Annotated in this window: 18 protein-coding genes and 1 pseudogene; 10 read left to right on the top strand and 9 right to left on the bottom strand. The window is 64.4% G+C overall.

All coding sequences use genetic code 11. The annotated features are described in order from the left end of the window. Positions 1 to 4: 4 nt before the first annotated feature. Both BM374_RS14070 and BM374_RS14065 read right to left on the bottom strand, forming a co-directional pair. Positions 5 to 466, bottom strand: coding sequence for a DsrE family protein (locus BM374_RS14070; RefSeq protein ID WP_092292966.1), 462 nt, complete (start codon positions 464 to 466; stop codon positions 5 to 7). Positions 467 to 485: 19 nt separating this feature from the next. Beyond that, positions 486 to 914 (bottom strand): DoxX family protein, encoded by a 429-nt coding sequence (locus tag BM374_RS14065; protein WP_092292964.1) that lies wholly within the window; start codon positions 912 to 914, stop codon positions 486 to 488. A gap of 104 nt (positions 915 to 1,018) precedes the next feature. On the opposite strand from BM374_RS14065, the gene BM374_RS14060 reads away from it, so the two are divergent. Next, positions 1,019 to 1,903 carry a LysR family transcriptional regulator gene (locus BM374_RS14060; protein WP_092292962.1) on the top strand — a complete coding sequence of 295 codons (885 nt, stop codon included), beginning with the start codon at positions 1,019 to 1,021 and terminating at the stop codon, positions 1,901 to 1,903. A gap of 13 nt (positions 1,904 to 1,916) precedes the next feature. On the opposite strand, the pseudogene BM374_RS14055 reads toward BM374_RS14060, so the two are convergent. Both BM374_RS14055 and BM374_RS14050 read right to left on the bottom strand, forming a co-directional pair. Then, a pseudogene (locus BM374_RS14055) lies at positions 1,917 to 3,060 on the bottom strand (acyl-CoA dehydrogenase family protein). A gap of 137 nt (positions 3,061 to 3,197) precedes the next feature. Then, the gene (locus BM374_RS14050) at positions 3,198 to 4,073 is read right to left on the bottom strand and encodes an SDR family NAD(P)-dependent oxidoreductase (RefSeq protein WP_244552582.1); all 876 of its coding nucleotides are present in this window, start codon (positions 4,071 to 4,073) and stop codon (positions 3,198 to 3,200) included. A 141-nt stretch (positions 4,074 to 4,214) separates the two neighbouring features. Between BM374_RS14050 and BM374_RS14045 the strand changes: the two genes are divergently transcribed. Both BM374_RS14045 and BM374_RS14040 read left to right on the top strand, forming a co-directional pair. Then, positions 4,215 to 4,877 carry a TetR/AcrR family transcriptional regulator gene (locus tag BM374_RS14045; RefSeq protein ID WP_092292960.1) on the top strand — a complete coding sequence of 221 codons (663 nt, stop codon included), beginning with the start codon at positions 4,215 to 4,217 and terminating at the stop codon, positions 4,875 to 4,877. A 19-nt stretch (positions 4,878 to 4,896) separates the two neighbouring features. Continuing rightward, positions 4,897 to 5,571: an alpha/beta hydrolase family protein gene (locus BM374_RS14040; protein WP_092292958.1), complete on the top strand. Its 675-nt coding sequence runs from the start codon at positions 4,897 to 4,899 to the stop codon at positions 5,569 to 5,571. Between the two features lie 3 nt (positions 5,572 to 5,574). Here BM374_RS14040 and BM374_RS14035 read toward each other — a convergent pair whose 3' ends face one another. After that, on the bottom strand, positions 5,575 to 6,549 hold the full coding sequence (locus tag BM374_RS14035) for a ketopantoate reductase family protein (protein WP_092293476.1): 975 nt from the start codon (positions 6,547 to 6,549) through the stop codon (positions 5,575 to 5,577). Between the two features lie 155 nt (positions 6,550 to 6,704). Between BM374_RS14035 and BM374_RS14030 the strand changes: the two genes are divergently transcribed. Beyond that, positions 6,705 to 7,505, top strand: coding sequence for an enoyl-CoA hydratase-related protein (locus tag BM374_RS14030; RefSeq protein ID WP_092292956.1), 801 nt, complete (start codon positions 6,705 to 6,707; stop codon positions 7,503 to 7,505). A 242-nt stretch (positions 7,506 to 7,747) separates the two neighbouring features. On the opposite strand, the gene BM374_RS14025 is transcribed toward BM374_RS14030, so the two are convergent. Beyond that, positions 7,748 to 8,632 (bottom strand): LysR family transcriptional regulator, encoded by an 885-nt coding sequence (locus BM374_RS14025; RefSeq protein WP_092292954.1) that lies wholly within the window; start codon positions 8,630 to 8,632, stop codon positions 7,748 to 7,750. A 110-nt stretch (positions 8,633 to 8,742) separates the two neighbouring features. Between BM374_RS14025 and BM374_RS14020 the strand changes: the two genes are divergently transcribed. The 4 genes from BM374_RS14020 to BM374_RS14005 all read left to right on the top strand — a co-directional run bounded on the left by BM374_RS14020 (position 8,743) and on the right by BM374_RS14005 (position 12,922). After that, positions 8,743 to 10,107 carry an FAD-dependent oxidoreductase gene (locus tag BM374_RS14020; RefSeq protein WP_092292952.1) on the top strand — a complete coding sequence of 455 codons (1,365 nt, stop codon included), beginning with the start codon at positions 8,743 to 8,745 and terminating at the stop codon, positions 10,105 to 10,107. A gap of 35 nt (positions 10,108 to 10,142) precedes the next feature. After that, complete coding sequence (locus BM374_RS14015; RefSeq protein WP_092292950.1) at positions 10,143 to 11,147, top strand: ABC transporter substrate-binding protein; 1,005 nt, start codon at positions 10,143 to 10,145, stop codon at positions 11,145 to 11,147. 190 nt (positions 11,148 to 11,337) lie between these two features. Then, positions 11,338 to 12,111: an ABC transporter ATP-binding protein gene (locus BM374_RS14010; RefSeq protein WP_092292948.1), complete on the top strand. Its 774-nt coding sequence runs from the start codon at positions 11,338 to 11,340 to the stop codon at positions 12,109 to 12,111. Next, positions 12,104 to 12,922, top strand: a complete 819-nt coding sequence (locus BM374_RS14005; RefSeq protein WP_177248287.1) for an ABC transporter permease — start codon at positions 12,104 to 12,106, stop codon at positions 12,920 to 12,922. Before BM374_RS14010 ends, BM374_RS14005 begins: the two co-directional genes overlap by 8 nt. 109 nt (positions 12,923 to 13,031) lie before the next feature. On the opposite strand, the gene gtdA is transcribed toward BM374_RS14005, so the two are convergent. Continuing rightward, complete coding sequence (gene gtdA, locus BM374_RS14000) at positions 13,032 to 14,072, bottom strand: gentisate 1,2-dioxygenase (RefSeq protein ID WP_092292943.1); 1,041 nt, start codon at positions 14,070 to 14,072, stop codon at positions 13,032 to 13,034. Positions 14,073 to 14,247: 175 nt separating this feature from the next. Here gtdA and maiA point away from each other — a divergent pair, with 175 nt between their 5' ends. Beyond that, positions 14,248 to 14,880, top strand: coding sequence for a maleylacetoacetate isomerase (maiA, locus tag BM374_RS13995; RefSeq protein ID WP_092292941.1), 633 nt, complete (start codon positions 14,248 to 14,250; stop codon positions 14,878 to 14,880). After that, positions 14,870 to 15,382: a MarR family winged helix-turn-helix transcriptional regulator gene (locus tag BM374_RS13990; RefSeq protein WP_092292939.1), complete on the top strand. Its 513-nt coding sequence runs from the start codon at positions 14,870 to 14,872 to the stop codon at positions 15,380 to 15,382. Before maiA ends, BM374_RS13990 begins: the two co-directional genes overlap by 11 nt. A 187-nt stretch (positions 15,383 to 15,569) precedes the next feature. On the opposite strand, the gene BM374_RS13985 is transcribed toward BM374_RS13990, so the two are convergent. Both BM374_RS13985 and BM374_RS13980 read right to left on the bottom strand, forming a co-directional pair. After that, the gene (locus tag BM374_RS13985) at positions 15,570 to 17,183 is read right to left on the bottom strand and encodes a benzoate-CoA ligase family protein (protein ID WP_092292937.1); all 1,614 of its coding nucleotides are present in this window, start codon (positions 17,181 to 17,183) and stop codon (positions 15,570 to 15,572) included. After that, positions 17,180 to 18,319, bottom strand: coding sequence for an FAD-dependent monooxygenase (locus BM374_RS13980; RefSeq protein WP_177248286.1), 1,140 nt, complete (start codon positions 18,317 to 18,319; stop codon positions 17,180 to 17,182). Before BM374_RS13980 ends, BM374_RS13985 begins: the two co-directional genes overlap by 4 nt. Positions 18,320 to 18,471 lie beyond the last annotated feature (152 nt).

The following is an 18,471-nucleotide window of genomic DNA, read 5'->3' as shown; positions in this document are numbered from 1 at the left end:
TCTCTCACGCATGGATATAGGCCCAGCCCTTCAGTTGCAGGTCGACCACGCGTCCGATGCCGAACGGGACCAGGTTCGCGCCCGGGATCAGCGGGATCGACACCTGCTCCTTGGCTTCCGCGATCGCCTTTGACGAGGCGCACATGCTATAGGCGAGATCAGGCAGCGATTGTCGCAAGGTCGCGAGCGGCCCGACCAGCGGAGTTTTGTCCGCGCGGAAGACGTCGATCCCCTTGCCGTTGGCGACGACCTCGATCAGCAACCGCACGCCCTTGGCGGCGAAGTGTTTTGCCAGATTGGCCGAATAGCTGATGGCGTGTCCCATCACATAGGGCTCGTTGCTGTCGATCAGGATCACGACGCCGTCGATGAGGCGATCCTCCTTGGCCGCGGCAGCGCCACCAGCCGCCAGGATCGCGGTGCCGGCGAGCAGGCCCCTGCGGGACCATCCATTGAAAGAGACCATAGTCACCGCACCTCACTCGTCAAAGCTGACGCGGCGTGATCGGCGCTTTGCTGTTGCGACCCCACAGCACGAACAGGCTGAGCGCCAGCAGAACCACGTTCAGCGGTGTCACCTCGGCCTCACCGCGCGAGAGGTGGAAGACGAGGGCGAAAACCTGCAGCACCGAGCAGCCGAGCGCGGCAAGCACGGTCAGTCGCGGCAGGATGCGCGTCAAGGTCGGCAGGATGATGCCAATCCCGCCCGCAAGATCGATCAGCCCGATCGAGCGAACGAAGGTTTCGGAATACTGGCCGGCCCACGGCATCATCGCGGCCAACTGGGGAATGGGCGTGGTCAGCTTGATCAGCCCCGCCCCGATGAACGCGATGGCGAGGAGGGTCTGTGCGGCCCAAAGGCCGATGCGAAGGGCTCGGCCAGGAGCGGCGGCGTCAAACGTGGCGGTGGACATGGTGTTTTCTCCGGAATGTGAAGGTTGCCACCATTTGATAGTTTCTCCATCTTTGATCATTATCTGCTCGGGGATTGGTGCATTTCCTGGATGTTGATGATCGCATGGATTCCCTTGTCAGCATGAGGGTGTTTTGCCTGGTCGCCGAGCTGAAGAGCTTTGCGACCGCGGCGCAGCGTCTGCGCATCTCGCCCGCCATGGCGAGCAAGCATGTGATGCAGCTCGAGAAGCGGCTGGGGACTCGGCTGCTGAACCGGACCAGCCGGCGGGTCAGCCTGAGCGAAGGCGGCGCGCTCTATTTCGAGCAGGCGCGTCAGATGCTGGATGCGCTTGATGAGGTCGAGGCTGCCGTCAGCCACGCGACGGTCGTTCCGCGCGGCACGCTGCGGCTGACCGCGCCGGTGTGGATGGCGAACGCGATGTTTGCAGGCGTGCTGGCTGATTACCAGGCGCGTTATCCGGAGGTACGGCTCGACGTCGATCTCAGCGGACGCCTGGTCAACCTCGTCGAGGAGGGATTCGATCTCGGCCTACGTGCCACCGCGGCGCCCGACGAAGCGCTGATCGCCCGTCCGATTACCAACGTTGCCTTCCACATGGTCGCGGCGCCGGCCTACTTCAAACGCGCAGGGCGCCCTGCCAAGCTTGCCGACATCGCCGGACACGCGCTGTTGCATTACGCGCTTTATCCCGGCGAGAGCTTCTCGTTCGAGGGCGAGCATGGCCCCGAGACCATCAAGCTCAACCCGGTGCTGCGCAGCGCCAACGAGACGCTGCTGCACATGGCTGCGCTGGAAGGCATGGGCCTGGCCTTTCTGCCGAAATGGCTGGTCGCCGCCGACATCAGTGCGGGGCGTCTCGAACACGTCTTGCCCGCCCAGATCGTGTTCGCAGGCAAGCTGTTTGCGGTCTATCCCAGCCGCAAATATCTCTCAGCGAAGGTGAGGACCTTCATCGACTTCATTGCCGCCGACAAGCGGATGAAATAGTGCGCGGGCCCGCTCACAGCGATCTTGCAATCAGCAGCTTCATGATCTCGTTGGTGCCGCCATAGATCTTCTGGATGCGGGAATCGATGAAGATGCGCGAGATCGGATATTCCTGCATGTAGCCGTAGCCGCCGAACAGCTGGAGACATTCGTCGGCGGTCTGGACCTGCTTGTCCGAGCACCAGTACTTCGCCATCGACGCCGTGACGGTGTCGAGATCCCCGGCGACCAGGCGCTCGATGCACCAGTCGACGAACACGCGCGCGATCATCGCCTCGGTCTTGCGCTCGGCGAGCGTGAAGGCGGTGTTCTGGAAATCCATCAGCGGCTTGCCGAACGCCTTCCGCTCCTTGGTGTACTCGACGGTCAGCTTGACAGCCCGCTCCATCGCGGCGACGGCACCGATCGCGAGGGCGAGACGCTCCTGCGGCAATTGCTGCATCAGCTGGACAAACCCCTGGCCTTCCTCCTTGCCGAGGAGATTCTCCGGCGGCACGGTGACATTGTCGAAACAGCTCGGACGTGTCGGAGGCGTGCAGGCCGATCTTGTCGAGGTTGCGCCCGCGCTTGTAACCTTCAGCGCCCGCGGTCTCGACCACGATCAGCGAGATGCCCTTGGCGCCAGCTTCGCCGGTGCGCGCAACCACGATGACGAGATCGGCAGCCTGGCCGTTGGTGATGAACGTCTTCTGGCCATTGATGACGTAGGAATTGCCCTGCTTCTTCGCCGTCGTCTTCACAGCCTGCAAGTCAGAGCCGGTGCCGGGCTCGGTCATGGCGATGGCGCCGACCATCTCGCCCGAGGCCATCTTCGGCAGCCAGCGCTTCTTCTGCTCCTCCGAGCCGTAGTTGAGGATGTAATGGGCGACGATGGCGCTGTGCACGGAGACGCCGGTCGTCAGCTCCGGCACCGTGCTTTCGAGGTCGTCCAGCACCGCGGCGTCATAGGCAAAGGTGGCACCTAAGCCGCCATATTCCTCCGGGACGCTCGCCAGCAGCGCGCCCATCTCGCCGAGTCCGCGCCAGGCGAAGCGGTCGACCATCTTCTGCGCGCGCCATTTTTCGGCATGCGGAGCCAGATCCTTGGCGAGATATTTCCGGAACTGGTCGCGGAAGACGTCGAGCTCTTCGGTCATCCAGGAGGAGCGGTAGGACATGGTCACCTCATCTTGGCGTGGACTCGCGTGCACGCGTGCCACAGCGAACGGGGCCCGCGCAAGCCCGCCCTCGTACGCCAACCAGGACTGCTGATGATTGTGTTTTCAGGCTGCCGGCTGGGCGCCGCCGCCATCGACTAACCCGCCTGCGCCGTCTTGCCGCCGTCGATGACGAATTGGCCGCCGGTCGTGTAGGGATGATCATCGGATGCGAGCATCAAGGCGAAGGCGGCGATCTCCTCAGGCGTTGCCACGCGCTGCAGGCCTGCAACATGCGATTTGGCCCACTGCGCGATGGCGACATGCCAGGCGGCGTCGGGGAGGCTCTCCATGCCGGCCAGGCGACGGATGAACGGCGTATCCGTCGTGCCGGGGATCAGCGTATTGATGCGAATGCCGTGTTGGGCATATTCCAGCGCTGCGGCCTGGACCAGGCCGACGAGCCCGCGCTTGGCCGCCGAATAGCACGAGCGGTTGGCCGTGGTGGCGATGGCATTGGAGGACGAGGTGACGACGATCGATCCACCCTTCTGCATCATGTGCGGGATCTGGTACTTCATCGCAAGAAATACGCCGCGCAGATCGGTGCCGATCACGTCGTCAAATTCCGCGGCGCTCAACTGATGCAGGGGCTTTTCGATGGAAATGCCGGCGTTGTTGAAGGCTACGTCGAGATGGCCGTAGCGGTCGACGGTCTTGTCGACCAGCGCCTTCACCTCAGGCTCGTTGCGGACGTCGGCGCGAATGAAGATGGCCTCGCCGCCGGCCTCGCGAATCTCGTCCTCGACCTGTTTGCCACGATCGATGTTGCGCCCGCAGAAGGCGACCCGGCCGCCTTCGGCAGCGAACATCAGCGCCGCCGCTCGGCCGATGCCCGAGGTGCCGCCGGTGACGATCACGACCTTGTCGGCAAATCGGCGCCTGCCGCTGGGCTTCTGCTGGGGCAACGCCGCGCCCTGGCCGAGCGCGACGCCCGCCGGCGAGCCCACCCATGGCGCCCGCGAGCACGCCAAGGGCCGCGCCTCCGACCAGATGGCGGCGCTTTACCGCGCCTGTCGTGGTGATATCCTGGATTTCGGCCATTTCGAACTCCGTCCGAGCTATCTTAACACTGTTAAGGTAGATACGGCTCAATCTGAACAGTGTCAAGTTACATGAAGAAGCAGGTCTCTTCCGCCAAGCGCAGCGCCGGTGTCACGCGGCAAGGGCCGGAGCCCGGCTACCATCACGGCGAGTTGCAGGAGGCGCTGATCGCCGCGACCGAGGCCATTCTGGCCGAGCAGGGGGCCGAAGGTTTCACGCTGCGCGAGGCCGCGCGTCGGGCCGGCGTCTCGCCGGCCGCTCCTTCGCATCATTTCGGGAACGCACAGGGCCTTCTGACCGAGGTGGCGATCCGCGGATATGATGCGCTCGCCGACGCGTTGCGAGCGGCGGCATCCGGCAAGCGGAGCGGGCGCGACAAGCTCCATGCACAGGGTATGGCCTATGTCGAATTTGCGCTGAAACATCCCGGCCGCTTCCAGATGATGTTTGCGAACAAGCGCCTTGTTGCGGACGACGCACGTCTCAGGCGGGCGAGCAAAGCCGCCGGCGCAGAGTTTGAAATTATCGTTGCGGAACTGGTCGGGGGAGCGTCAAAGCCGGCGAAGGCGGCGGCTGCGGCTGCCTGGTCGACCGTGCACGGGTTTGCCAAGCTTGCGCTGGAAGAGAAATTCGGTTCTGTGAAGAATGAGGCCGGACGCCGCGAGATCATGATCACGCTCAATCAGGTCTTGAACTATCTCTGGCCGGCGGACGGCCCACGCCAGGCAGTGTAGATCGAGACGACAAGACGCCATGACGAAGAAGACGACAGAGCTCAAGCTCGACATCGCGCGCATCGGCACGGTCTCCGCACTCCTGACGCAGCCGGACCATGCGCGGGCCTGCTACGTGCTCGCGCATGGCGCGGGCGCGGACATGCGGCATTCGTTCATGACCAAGGTCGCGGAAGGTCTCGCCGATCGCGGCATCGCCACGCTTCGCTTCAATTTTCCTTACATGGAAAACAAGCAGGGGCGTCCCGATCAGCCGGCGGCCGCGCATGCAGCCATCCGCGCCGCAGTCGAGGAGGCGGCGCGGCTGTGTCCTGGGTTGAAGCTCGTCGCCGGCGGAAAGTCCTTCGGCGGGCGCATGACGTCGCAGGCGCAGTCCAAGGCTCCCTTGCCCGGCGTCAAAGCACTCGCCTTTCTCGGCTTTCCGCTGCATGCCGCCAAGAAGCCGTCGAGCGAGCGCGCTGAACATCTTTCCGGCATCGGGATTCCCATGCTGTTTTTGCAGGGCACGCGGGATGCGCTTGCCGATCTCGGTCATCTCAAGCCCGTCATCAAGGCGCTTGGGGCGAAGGCGACGCTGCATGAGGTCGAAGGCGGCGATCATTCCTTCGCGGTGCTGAAGAAGTCCGGCCGCACGAACGAAGACGCGTTGGCCGAGGTGCTCGACACGCTTGCGGCCTGGATCGACGGGATCTGAGATTCAGGCCGAATAAAGCCCCTTGTCGCGTGCCTTCTGGATCGCGAGCGCGGCGATCAGGTCGAGCGTCGGCGTCGACAGGCCGGCGGTGCGGGCGAAGGCCTGGGGTGCCTTCACCAGTACGTCGATCTCCATGGCGCGGCCGAGCTCGTAATCCTGCAGCAGCGACGGCTTGTGGTTGGGGGCGGGGCCGCTGCGGGTCACGCGCTTGACCTCCGGGATGAAATGCTGCGCGATCTCGTTGGCCTCGTTCAGCATCCGCGGGATGACGTCGGAGAACGCGGGGTCGTCGCGCACGCCGCGCGCGGTCTGGCCGGTGAGCAGGCACAGCACTGAGAGCGACATGTTGGTCAGCAGCTTTGACCAGATCGCCTCGCGAATCTCGGCGACCGGCGGCGATTCCAGTCGCGCATCGTTGAGGACGCCACGGAGTTTCGTGATGCGCTCGCAATTGCGGTCGTCGCATTCCCCGATCAGGAGGCGGTTGCGATCCGGCGTCAGGTTCTGCACCACGCCGGGCGCGATCACCTCGTTAGAGGAGAAGACGACACCGCCGATGATACGCTCTTTCGGGATACAGGCGCGCAGGCGGCCGCCAGGGTCGAGAAAGGAAATGTCCGGCGGCGTCGGGTGTCGCGGCGGCAGGCCGATACCGTACCACCAGGGAATGCCGTTCTGGGCGAACACGATCGCGGTGTCGTCCTGCAGCAGCGGCTTGATGCTGGAAACCAGCCCCGTCAGCGCAGTGGCCTTCAGCGTCGAGATCACGACGTGCTGTGGGCCGAGCTGGGCCGGATCCCCCGAGGCATTCACCTTGGCGGAAACCTCGGAATCGCCGACGCGGAGCTTGAGGCCATTGGCGCGCGCCGCCTCCAGATGCGCGCCGCGCATCACGCACGAAACCTCATGGCCGGCCCGCGCCAGCCTTACCGCAAGATGGCTGCCGACGGCGCCCGCCCCGAAAATGCAGATGCGCATATTGATTCCGTCCCTGACCTCGAAGTGCCGCCCGGCGCCAGCATGACACAAGCCGCCATGCGATGGACGCGGCCGCCCCACGCCGGAAAGATATGGATCAAGGCGCGCGGGCTCGGCCATAGTTGCACGGCCAACAAACGACCGGAGGATCGCCGATGACTGCCAACCCCGTGCTGTGGACCCTCGATGAGCGTGGGGTAGCGACCGTCACGTTGAACCGGCCGGAGGTCAACAATGCCTACGACGGTGCCCTGATCGCGGGCGTGCTCGCGGCCATGGACGAGCTCGGCAAGAAGCCGAACCTGCGCGTCGTCGTGCTCAAGGGCAACGGCAAGCATTTTCAGGCCGGTGCCGACCTCAAATGGATCAACGGTGTGCGGCCGCAATCGCCTGAAGCCAACGAGGCAGCCTCGCGGGCGACGTTCGAGGCCGTGCAGCGGCTCAACACGCTGCCGATCCCGACCGTGGCCCTGGTGCAGGGCGGCTGCTTCGGCGGCGGCACCGGCGTGATTGCGGCCTGCGATGTCGTGATCGCCGCCGACAACGCGCTGTTCTCAATCACCGAGGTGCGCTGGGGCCTGACCGCCGCCATCATCATCCCGCAGCTCTGCGACGCGATCGGTGTGCGGCAAGTCCGCCGTTACGCGTTGACGGGCGAACGTTTCGGCGCCGCGGACGGCCGCCGCATCGGCCTCGTCCACGACGTCGTGCCGCTGGCTGATCTCGATGCCGCTGGCAGCAAGGTGGTCGAGCAGCTGCTCGCCAACGGCCCGGCGGCGATGGCCGAGACCAAGCGGCTGGCGCTGGAGAGTTCGTTCGGCGGAATGGCGGTGGACGATGCGGCCTATACGCGCCTCGTCCAGCTGCATTCACTCAAGCGCCAGAGCGCGGAGGCGGCGGAGGGGCTGGCCTCGTTCGCCGAGAAGCGCGCGGCGAAGTGGGGTGGGAAGGGCTGAGCGCGCACTCCGCCGTCGTCGCCCGGCTTGCCGCCTTCGCTAAAGCTGCGGCGTGCCGAGCTGATGTTTGGCCTCGGCGTAGCCTTGGCGAAGCCGGGGCCGGGCGACCCAGTACGCCGCGGCTTCTCTGGAATACTGGATCGTCCGGTCAAGCCGGACGATGACAGCGAGGCTAGACCACGCTTCTCTCAAGTCCATCGTTCCAGAGCGAACGTCATGTTGTGGCGGCGGCGCGACCCGGCCTACAGCGACGGCGCAAGCGATGTCTTCAACAAAGTCAGCAGCGCCTGCACCGCGGCGGCATTGCGCCGCCGCTCGGGGATGGCGGCCTTCACCCACAATTCCGGAATCGGAAAGTCGCGCAGCACCTGTTTCAACGTGCCGTCGCGTAAGCCGTCCGCCACCAGATAATGCGAGATCAGCGTGATGCCGTTGCCGGCGATGGCGCTGCGCGCCAGCACATGTCCTTCGTTCGACGACAGCAGCGGACTGACCTGAATGCTGATGCGGCCGCGTGGTCCGTCAAACGCCCATTCGGGGCCAGTCGGCATGAAGCTGAGGCAGCGATGCTCGACGAGGTCGCGCGGATGCTTTGGCGTGCCGTGCTTCTTCAAATAGGCCGGCGAGGCGCAAAGCAGCCGCTTCAACGGGACCAGCGGCTCGTCGACCACGCCGCCGAAGGAATGCGGGAAGGCGCCGATCGCGATGTCAAAGCCTTCGGTGACGGGGTCGACCGGGCGGTCGATCAGCACGATCTCGAGCTTCAGCCGCGGGTTCTGGGTTTGGAAGGCGCTGAAGGCATCGGCAAGCCGCGCCACCGTCAGCGAGGTCGGCGCCTTGATGCGAAGATGATCTACGAGATCGCGGTCTTTTTCGCCCATGCGCGACAAGAGATCGGTGGCGTCGGTCACGACGCCGCGAGCGCGATGCACGTATCGCTGGCCGGCTTCAGTGAGCCGCAATTGCCGGGTCGATCGGTGAAACAGCGCCGTTCCGATCCGCGCCTCCAGCTGCGTGACGCGTTTTGCCACCACCGAGGTCGAGACATTGAGCTTTCGCGCGGCCGCGGAGAAGCCGGCAGCGTCCGCAGTGGCGAGGAAGGCTTGGAGGTTCACGAGGATATCCATGTCGACCTTTCTCGATTCGCGAAAGCTGATCGCGTATTTTGGTGGATTGTAGCTCGCCGCGCGCTAATTCATAGTCGTCCTCAAGCAAAGGATTTTGGGAAGGACGCGCCATGCGGGCCACGATGATCGAAGAACCGGCGCGTCAGGTGCCGCTCTATGGCGAATATGAAGTCGTGGTCCTCGGCGGCGGCCCGGCCGGCATTGTCGCGGCAGCCTCAGCGGCGCGCGCGGGGCGCAAGACGCTGCTGATCGAGCGCTACGGTTTTCTCGGTGGCATGGGCACCGCGGCCGGCGTCACCAATTTCTGCGGCTTGCATGGCAACGTTTACGGCGAGGCCGTCAGGCTGGTGCAGGGCATGGCCTCCGACCTGCTGGCGCGCATCGATCATCTGAACGGCCTCAACGCGCCGCATCTGATCCTCGGCAAGGTCTTTGCCCAGGCCTACGACACCGCCGCCTACAAGATCGCGGCCGATCAGCTGCTGGCTAACCACAAGGTCAACATCCTCTTCCACGCCCTCGGCGCCGGCGTCGTGATGGGCGCTGATCGCCGTATCGACGCGCTGCTGGTCGAGACCAAGGCGGGCCGGCAGGGAGTGCGCTCGGAGATATTCATCGATTGCTCCGGCGACGGGGATCTTGCGGTCTGGGCCGGTGCGCCGTTCGAGATCGGCGATGCGCACGGTCATCCGATGTACCCGTCGATGATGCTCCGCCTCAACGGCATCGATCCCGCCAGGGCGGGCGATGCCTGGCGGACCATTCCGCAATTGATGGAACACGCCATTGCAGCCGGCACGCACAAATTCCCGCGCAAAAGCGCGATCGTGCGGCCGCAGAAATCCGGCATCGAATGGCGGGTGAATTTCACGCAGGTCGCGCGTGAGGACGGCCATGCCATCAATGGCGTCGAGCCCGACGATCTCACCCGCGGCGAAATTGAAGGGCGCAAGCAGGCGCTCGCCGCCTTCGAATTCCTGCGCACCGTGCCAGGCTTTGAAAACTCCTACATCGTCGATCTGCCACCGCAGCTCGGCATCCGCGAGACCCGCCGCATCAAGGGCGGCTACCAGCTCAGCGGCGAGGATGTACTCGGCTGCGCCTCGTTCGAGGATTCCATCGGCGTCAATGGCTGGCCGATCGAGGCTCATGTCGCTGGTGATGTCATTTTCACCTTTCCCCCGATTCCGGAATCGCGGGGATATAACGAGCTGCCGTACCGGATGCTGGTACCCGAGAGCGTCGACAACCTCCTCGTCGCCGGCCGCTGTGCCTCGATGACCCATGAGGGCCAGTCGGCGGCGCGTGTCTCCGGGGCCTGTTTCGCGATGGGCGAGGCGGCCGGTTCCGCTGCCGAGCTCGCGCTCTCCGGAAACCGGATTCCACGCGAAATCCCCATTGAAAAATTGCAGGAAACGTTGAAACAACAGGGCGCCTTCATCGGGCGGGACCAGCCCGTGCCAAAGGGGCTGTAACGGACTGCAAAAAGCGAATAATTGGAGGAAGCGGGATGATCGGGATTGCGCGGGTCGCGGCACTTAGCCTTTTGGCTATGATGGCGATGGGCACGGCCAGGGCCGAGGATGCGCCGAAGGCCAAGGTCGGCGTGCTCCGCCTGTCATCGTCCGCGCCTGTTTTCATCGCGCAGGACAAGGGCTACTTTCGCGACGCCGGCCTCGACATCGAGCTGAAATTCTTCGATGCAGCGCAGCCGATTGCGGTCGCCACCGCTTCCGGCGACGTCGATTTCGGCGTCACCGCCTTCACCGCCGGCCTCTACAATCTCGCAGGCAAGGGCGTGCTGAAGGTGGTCGGCGGCATGAGCCGCGAGAAGGCCGGCTATCCCCTGATCGGCTATTTCGCCAGCAACAATGCTTATGCTGCTGGCGTCAAGACACCAAAGGATCTCGCCGGCAAGCGGATTGCGATGACCCAGGTCGGGTCATCCTTCCATTATTCGCTCGGCCTGCTCGCCGACAAATACGGGTTCAAGCTTTCGGACGTGAAGATCGTGCCGCTGCAGTCATTGTCGAACGCAGCCGCCGCGCTGAAGGGCGAGACCGTCGATGCAGCGCTGCTGCCGATCTCGACAGCGCGAAAGCTAATGGATGATGGCGGCGCAAAATTCCTGGGCTGGGTCGGCGACGAGACCCCCTGGCAGCTGGGCGCGGTGTTCGCATCGCCGAAGACCCTGACCAACAAGGTGCTGGTGACGAAATTCCTCGGCGCGCTCGCCAAGGCCGACCGCGAATATCACGACGTGATCCTGGCTTCGATGAAGGATGGCGTCGCGCCAATCAACGACAAAACCAAGCCGCTGCTGGAGATCATCGCGAAGTACACCAACCTGCCGGTCGAGCAGGTGGTCGGCAACTGCGCCTATATCGATCCGGACGGCAAGCTCGACGTCAAGAACGTCGACAACCAGATCAAATGGCTCCAGGAGCAGGGGTTCGTCGACAAGGGCTTTGATGCGGATACGATCATCGCCAAGGATTATGTGAAGGCGGATTGATGCTGCGCGCACTACTCTCACCCCGTCATCCTGAGGTGCGAGTGGCGCAGTGCATCTGCACTGCGCTGCGAGCCTCGAAGGATGTCCGGCCGAGCTGCATCCCGGCCGTGCATCCTTCGAGGCTCGACTTGCGGCGAGCCGCAAGCCGAGCGCCTCAGGATGACGGAGCAAGAGTGAGAGAGCGCGCCCCATGGACCTGATCGCCAACCACATCTCCCACCACTTCGGCGATCTTGCCGTGCTCGACGACGTCTCGTTCACCGTGAGCGCCGGCGAGGTGGTGGCGATCGTCGGTCCCTCCGGCTGCGGCAAGAGCACGCTGCTGTCGATCCTCGGCGGCCTGTTGCAGCCGACATCGGGTGCGTCCGAGCTGCGCGGCGCGCCGCCGGCGGACAGTCTCAATCCGCTGACCTTCGTGTTCCAGGACTTTGCGCTGCTGCCCTGGGCCACCGTCGAGGAGAACGTCGAGTTCCCGCTGCTGCACACCCAGCTCTCGGCCGCACGGCGCCGCGGTTTGGTCGACGATGCCCTGCGCCGCACGGGCTTGACGGATTTTCGCCAGACCTATCCAAAACAGCTCTCCGGCGGCATGCGCCAGCGCGTCGGCATTTCGCGCGCACTTGCCGTCAAACCTGCGATTCTATTGATGGACGAGCCGCTGTCGGCGCTGGATTCGCAGACGCGCGAGCTGTTGATGGAGGATTTCGTCGGCCTGCTCGCTGACGGCGGCATGGGCGCGGTCTATGTCACCCATAATCTCGAGGAGGCGGCACGTCTTGCTGATCGTATCGTGGTGCTGTCGCGCCGGCCCGGACGCATTCGCGAGGTCGTCACCGTGCCGATGACGCGTGCCGAGCGCGGCGAAGCGGCGGCACGCGAAAAGCTGCTGGCGCTGCAAAATCAGATCTGGTCGCTGATCCGCAACGAGGCGATCGATGCCGAACGCGAGGTCCAGCATGCTTGATCGCGCGGGTCTGTCGGCGAAGGAGGAGACGACGCGGCGCGTCCCCTTCCGCGGCGCCGGCTTCGTGCCCGCATCGAGCCGGTTCGGCGGCTGGATCGCGCTCGCGCTCGTCATCGCGATCTGGCAGGCGGCGGGCAGCGCCAAGCTCGTCAATCCGTTGTTCCTGCCACCGCCCTCGGCAATCGTGCGGGCTATCTATGAGCTCGCGATGTCGGGCGCGCTCTGGCAGCATCTGTCGGCCTCGCTGTTGCGCATCGGCGTCGGCTGGCTGCTGGGAACAGCAGCGGGCGTCGTCGTCGGTTTTGCCATCGGCCTGTCGCGGCTGGCGCGCAGCGTCGGCATCACTTTCATCTCGGCGCTGTTCCCGATCCCGAAGATCGCGCTGCTGCCGCTGTTGATCCTCTGGCTCGGCATCGGCGAAGAGCCGAAGATCGCGACCATTGCGCTGGGCGTTTTCTTCTCGACCGCGATCTCGGTCTACAGCGGCGTCGATGCGGTGCCGCGCAACCTGATCCGCATGGCGCAGAGCTTCAACGTTCCCTTCGCCACCATCGTGCGCAAGGTGGTCTGGCCCGGCGCGCTGCCGGCGATCCTCGCCGGCTTCCGCATCACCGCATCAGTCGCGCTGCTGCTCGTCGTCAGCGCCGAGATGATCGGCGCACAATACGGCATCGGCGCGTTCGTGCTGCAGGCCGGCAACCTGATGCAGACGGACCAGCTGCTCGCGGGCGTCGTGATCCTGTCAGTGTTCGGGCTCGCGGTCGGGAAGGTGATCGGCTGGCTGGAAGTCAAGCTGCTGCACTGGCGGTAGCTGCAATCATCGCTGCTGTAGGGTGGGTTAGCGCAGCGTAACCCACCACTGTTTGTTTCCGCGGAGAGAGAAGAGGTGGGTTACGCTGCGCTAACCCACCCTACTAAACTCACCCGTTCCCGCGGTCCTCCCGAAACAGATCCAGCTTCTGCTGCACAGGCCGGTCCGAGAAGCTGAACAGCACGGCATCCTCATCCGCCTCGTGCGTCACCCAATGCCAGCTTGGGACCACGAACAGATCGCGCGGGCCCCATTCGAAGACGGCCTCGCCGATGCGGCTGCGGCCGCGGCCCTCGATCGGACAGAACACGGTCGCATCGGTCGAACGATAGCGCGCGGTCTTGAAGCCCTTCGGCAGCAGCTGGATGAAGGTGCCGATGGTCGGCATCGCGAAATCGCCGGTCTCGGGGTTGCTGAATTTCAGTTTCAGCCCGTGACATACATCCCACTCCTGGCTCGTCCTGGCTTTCTCCAGCGCCTCGCGGGTGTAGGTGTAGGGGTAGCTGAAGATCGGCGAGGTCTTCGATGATCGCTTCACGTCGACCGGCAGCAGGTTGTGGCCGTAGCGGGCGAAGCTGTTGCCGGCGGGCTTCGTGATCTTCTGCTGATCCTCCTTGGAGCCTTCTGCAAAGGAGCAGTCGAAGAACTGCACCAGCGGAATGTCGAGGCCGTCGAGCCAGAACATCGGCTCGTCGGTTTCGTTGGAATGATCGTGCCAGGTCATCGACGGCGTGATGATGAAGTCTCCAGGCTCCATCGCGGTGCGTTCGCCGTCAACGGCGGTGTGGGCGCCCTTGCCCTCGAGCACGAAGCGGAGCGCCGACTGGCTGTGCCGGTGCGCCGGTGCGACGTCGCCGGGAACGACCATCTGCACGCCGGCATAGAGCGAAGTGGTAATCTTTGACTGGCCGCGCAGGCCTGGATTCTCCAGCACCAGCACGCGCCGCTCGGCCTCCTTGGCAGTGATCAGCTTGCCGGCTTCCGTCATGTAGTCGCGGATGACGTCGAACTTCCAGAGGTGCGGGCGGCAGGCGCTCTTCGGCTCCGGGGTGATCAGATCGCTCATCACCGTCCACAGCGCGGTGAGATTTTCGCCATCGATCTTCCGATAGAACGCCTCGCGTTCCGGCGTCTTGGTCACCGCTTCCATGGCGCGCCTCCTGCTCGTTTCTAATTTGACAGTATACTTACGATTTGGATAGCGTCAACGTGGCGGCTCTATGTATAAGGAGTCATTCCGGGGCGGCTCGAACAGCCGAACCCGGAATCTCGAGATTCCGGGCTCGCTTCCGCGAGCCCCGGAATGACGGACAGGGAGGATTCCGATGAAGCTGCATGGCTATTTCCGCTCCAGCGCCGCCTATCGCGTGCGGATCGCGTTGAACCTGAAGAGCCTCAGTGCCGAGCACTTGCCGCACCATCTCCGCAAGGGCGAGCAATGCGCGCCCGCCTATCTCGCCATCAACCCGCAGGGCCTCGTGCCTGCGCTGGAGAATGATGCGGGTGCGGTGCTGACCCAATCGGTCGCCATCATCGAATGGCTCGATGAAACCCACCCCAATCCGCCGCTGCTGCCGAAGGATCCGCTGCAGCGCGCCAAGGTGCGGGCGTTCGCGCTGGCGATCGCCTGCGATACCCATCCGGTGCAGAATCTGAAGGTGCTGGCGCGGCTGCGGGAGCTTGGTTTGCCCGAGGAGAAAGTTCAGGACTGGGCCGCCTGGGTCAATCGCGAGGGACTGTCGGCCTGCGAGACCCTGATCAAGGACGAGGCCGGGCCGTTCTGCTTCGGCGATGCACCGACGCTGGCCGATCTCTGCCTGGTGCCGCAACTCGCCAATGCGCGCCGTTTCGGCGTCGATGTCGCGGCCTATCCGCGCCTGCTCGAGGCGGAAGCCGCTGCCAAAGCCTTGGCTGCCTTTGCCAACGCGGCACCGGAGAAGCAGCCCGATGCCGAATAAGCCTCTTCCTCCGATCACGATGGACGAGGTCTATGCCGCGCCGGGCTATCTGTTCCGGCGCATGCAGCAGATCGCGGTCTCGATCTTCATGGAGGAGTGCAAGGCGTTCGACCTCACGCCGGTGCAATATGCGGCGTTGATCGCGATCCACACCCATCCCGGCATCGATGCGACGCGGCTCTCGGCCGTGATCGCCTTCGATCGCTCCACCCTCGGCAGCGTGATCGAGCGCCTCCAGGCAAAGGATTTTGTCGAGCGCAGGCCGGCACCGGAGGACAAGCGGATCAAGCTGCTTTATTTGACCAAGAGCGGTGCGGCGATCCTGCGCGAGATCATTCCTGCGGTCGAACGCGCCCAAGCGCGGATGCTTGAGCCGTTGAAGCCCACCGAGCGCAAGGCGTTGATGGGGCTGATGACGCAACTCGTCGATCTCAACAACGAAGCCTCACGGGTGCCGCTGCGGGCCGAGGATGCGCTGGAGCATCTCGGGAAGGCGGGGTGAAATTCTCCGCTGTCATTCCCCGCGACCCGGCTACGCCAAGGCTTCGCCGAGGTTGAGGTCCAGGGGCGCCGAAGCTTTAGCGATGGCGTCAAGCGGGGAATCCAGTACGCCGCGGCTTCCCGGCTCCATCACTGCTGTCTCTGGAATACTGGATCGCCCGGTCGCAGCCGGGCGATGACAGCGGGAGCTACATCCGTAGCAACGCCTGCCGATCGATCTTCCCCGTTCCGGTCTTCGGCAACTCGTCGATGAAGATCACTTCGCGCGGATATTTGTAGGGCAGCAGCTTGCCCTTGACGTAGTCCTGCAACCGCCGCGTCGCCTCGCTCTGGTCCGTGGCGCGGTTGTTCATCACCACCACCGCCTTCAGCGTCATGCGCCGGTCCGGCAGTTCGGCCGCGAACACGGCGCATTCGCGAATATCAGGGTGGTCGGCGAGGCACAGCTCGACCTCGAGCGGATAGACCCACTGGCCCGAGATCTTGACGAGATCGTCGGCGCGGCCGCGGAAGAAGTGAAAGCCGTCGCTGTCGCGCACGAAGCGATCGCCGGTGTAGATCCATCCCCCCTCGCGGATGGTTTCGGCGGATTTGTCGGGCCGGTTCCAGTACAGCGGCGTGTTGGAATCGCCGCGCACCCACAAGATGCCTTCCTCATTGTCGCCGACATCGCGGCCGTCCTTGTCGCGCAGCGCGACCTCGTAGCCGGGCACGCGCAGGCCGGCGGCGCCGAGCTTCTTCTGCTCGGGGCGATTGCTGAGATAAATGTGCAGCACCTCGGTCGAGCCGAGGCCTTCGACGATCTCGAGCCCGGTCAGCGCCTTCCAGCCATTGAAGACCTCGGCCGACAGCACTTCGGCGGCCGAGAGAGCCATCCGCAGCGATGAGAAATCAGTCGTGGCCGCGCCATCGGCCTTGGTCAGCGAGGTATAGAGCGTCGGCAGGCCGAAGAAGACCGTCGGCTTGTACTGCTCGATCGCCGCAAAGATTGCCGCCGGTTTCGGCTGGCCCGGCAGCAACAACGTCGCGGCGCCTGATGAGAACGGGAAGGTGACGGAATTGCCGAAACCATAGGCGAAGAAAATCTTTGGCACCGAGAAGCAGATATCGTCCGGCATCAGCTTCAGCACGTTCCGCGCAAAGGCGGCCTCGCTATAGGCCATGTCGTGCTGGAGATGGACGATGCCCTTGGGACGGCCGGTCGAGCCGGAGGAGTACATCCAGAACGCCATCTCGTTGCGATGCGTCGCCGCTTCCGCCACCTCGGCGGGGAATTGCGAAAGCCAGTCTGCGGCGGCTACCGCCCGCGGCACGGCGTGATCGCCCACCGCGCCATTCACGACGATCAGCGTGCGCAGCCCCGTGTCCTTGCAGGCCTCGGCATTGAAGCGCGCGCCGAACTCGGCATCAGCGACCGCAACCGTCGCGCTGGAATCGGCGAGATAGAATTGCAAGAGGTCCGGCGGCGTCAGCGTGTTGATCAGCAGCGGCACGAAGCCGGCGCGCACCGCGCCGAAGAAGGCCGCGGGATAAGCCGGCGTGTCGTCCATGAACAGCAGCACGCGGTCGCCGCGCTTCAGGCCGAGCGATGCAAAACCATTGCCCCAACGGCAAGCCTCGGCGCAGAGCTGGGCATAGGTCCGTGTGCCTGCGGGGCCAATCAGCGCGAGCTTGTCGCCGCGCCTCTTGGCGAGATTGTCGAACAGCACGCGACTGGCGTTGTAGCTGTCCGGAACGGCAAAGCCGATCTCGCGGGCGCCCGCGCTGTCTGCGGGCACCAGGTCGCGTATTTCGTTGCTCATGCCGCGTCTCCGGCGTTCTTCGCGGCCTCGTAGCGGGCCATGAAGGCCGGCGACATCGCGCGCAGCCGGGAATCGTCGATGCGGCCGGAGCGGGTGATGTAGCTATAGGCAAAGTCCATCAGGCCGAGCTGCATGTGCTGGGCAAAGTGCTCGTACCAGAACGCGCTGGTGCGGGCCGCGTTGACGAGCTTCTGCACCACCGGCTTCCGTGCTGCCTGGTAGCGATGTAGCGCGGTCGCCAGATGTGCATCGGATTCGAGCGCCTTGACCAGCGCGATCGCGTCCTCGATCGCGAGCCGCGTGCCTGAGCCGATCGAGAAATGCGCCGAGTGCAGCGCATCGCCGATCAGCACCATGTTCTTGAACGCCCAGTGCTCGTTCCACACCCAGGGGAAATTGCGCCAGAGCGATTTGTTCGAGACCAGGCAATGGCCGCCGAGCGTGTCGGCGAACACCTCCTCGCACACGCCCTTGGACTGCTCGACGTCCTTGTAGGCGAAACCATAGGCCTGCCAGGTCGCATGGTCGCATTCGACCAGGAAGGTGCTCATGGTCGGCGAGTATCGGTAGTGATGGGCGTTGAAGGCGCCGCGGTCCGTCTTCACAAAAGTCTGCGACAGCGTGTCGAAGCGCTTGGAGGTGCCGTACCAGACGAATTTGTTGGAGGAGTAGGACAGCGAGGTGCCGAAATCGCCTTCGAAGGTGCGACGGACCAGCGAGTTGAGCCCATCGGCGGCGACGATCAAATCGTGGCCATTGAGCTGGTCGATGGCCTGGATCTGGGTGTCGAAGCGGGAGGTGACGCCGACCTCGAGCGCGCGCTGCTGCAGGAACTGCAACAGCTCGAGCCGGCCGATCGAGGAGAAACCGACACCGTCGATGGCAACGCTGTCGCCGCCGAGGTTCAGGGTGATGTTCTCCCAACTCTCCATATGCGGCGCGATCGCATCGACCGTCTCGGGGTCGTCGGCGCGCAGGAACTCCAGCGCCTGGTCCGAGAACACGACGCCAAAGCCCCAGGTCGCGTCGGCCGGGTTCTGTTCGAACAGGTCGACCTGATCCTCGGGGTGACGCTTTTTCCAGAGATAGGCGAAGTAGAGCCCACCGGGCCCCCCACCAATCACGGCGATCCGCAACGTCTGCCTCCCTAATTGACAGTATACTTACTATCTCAGGGTAGACTAATGGGCTCCGGTTTCCCACCCCAGCGGAATTATCGCCAAGGCGAGTTGCACCGCAGCACAGCCGCGGACACCCGCTTCCCATGTGCCCGAAACCGTCAGGTGCG

It is taken from the genome of Bradyrhizobium sp. Ghvi, from assembly GCF_900115265.1.
Classification (GTDB): domain Bacteria; phylum Pseudomonadota; class Alphaproteobacteria; order Rhizobiales; family Xanthobacteraceae; genus Bradyrhizobium.
The sequence above is the reverse complement of the archived record's forward strand: the minus strand, read 5'-3'. Positions and strand labels throughout refer to the sequence as shown.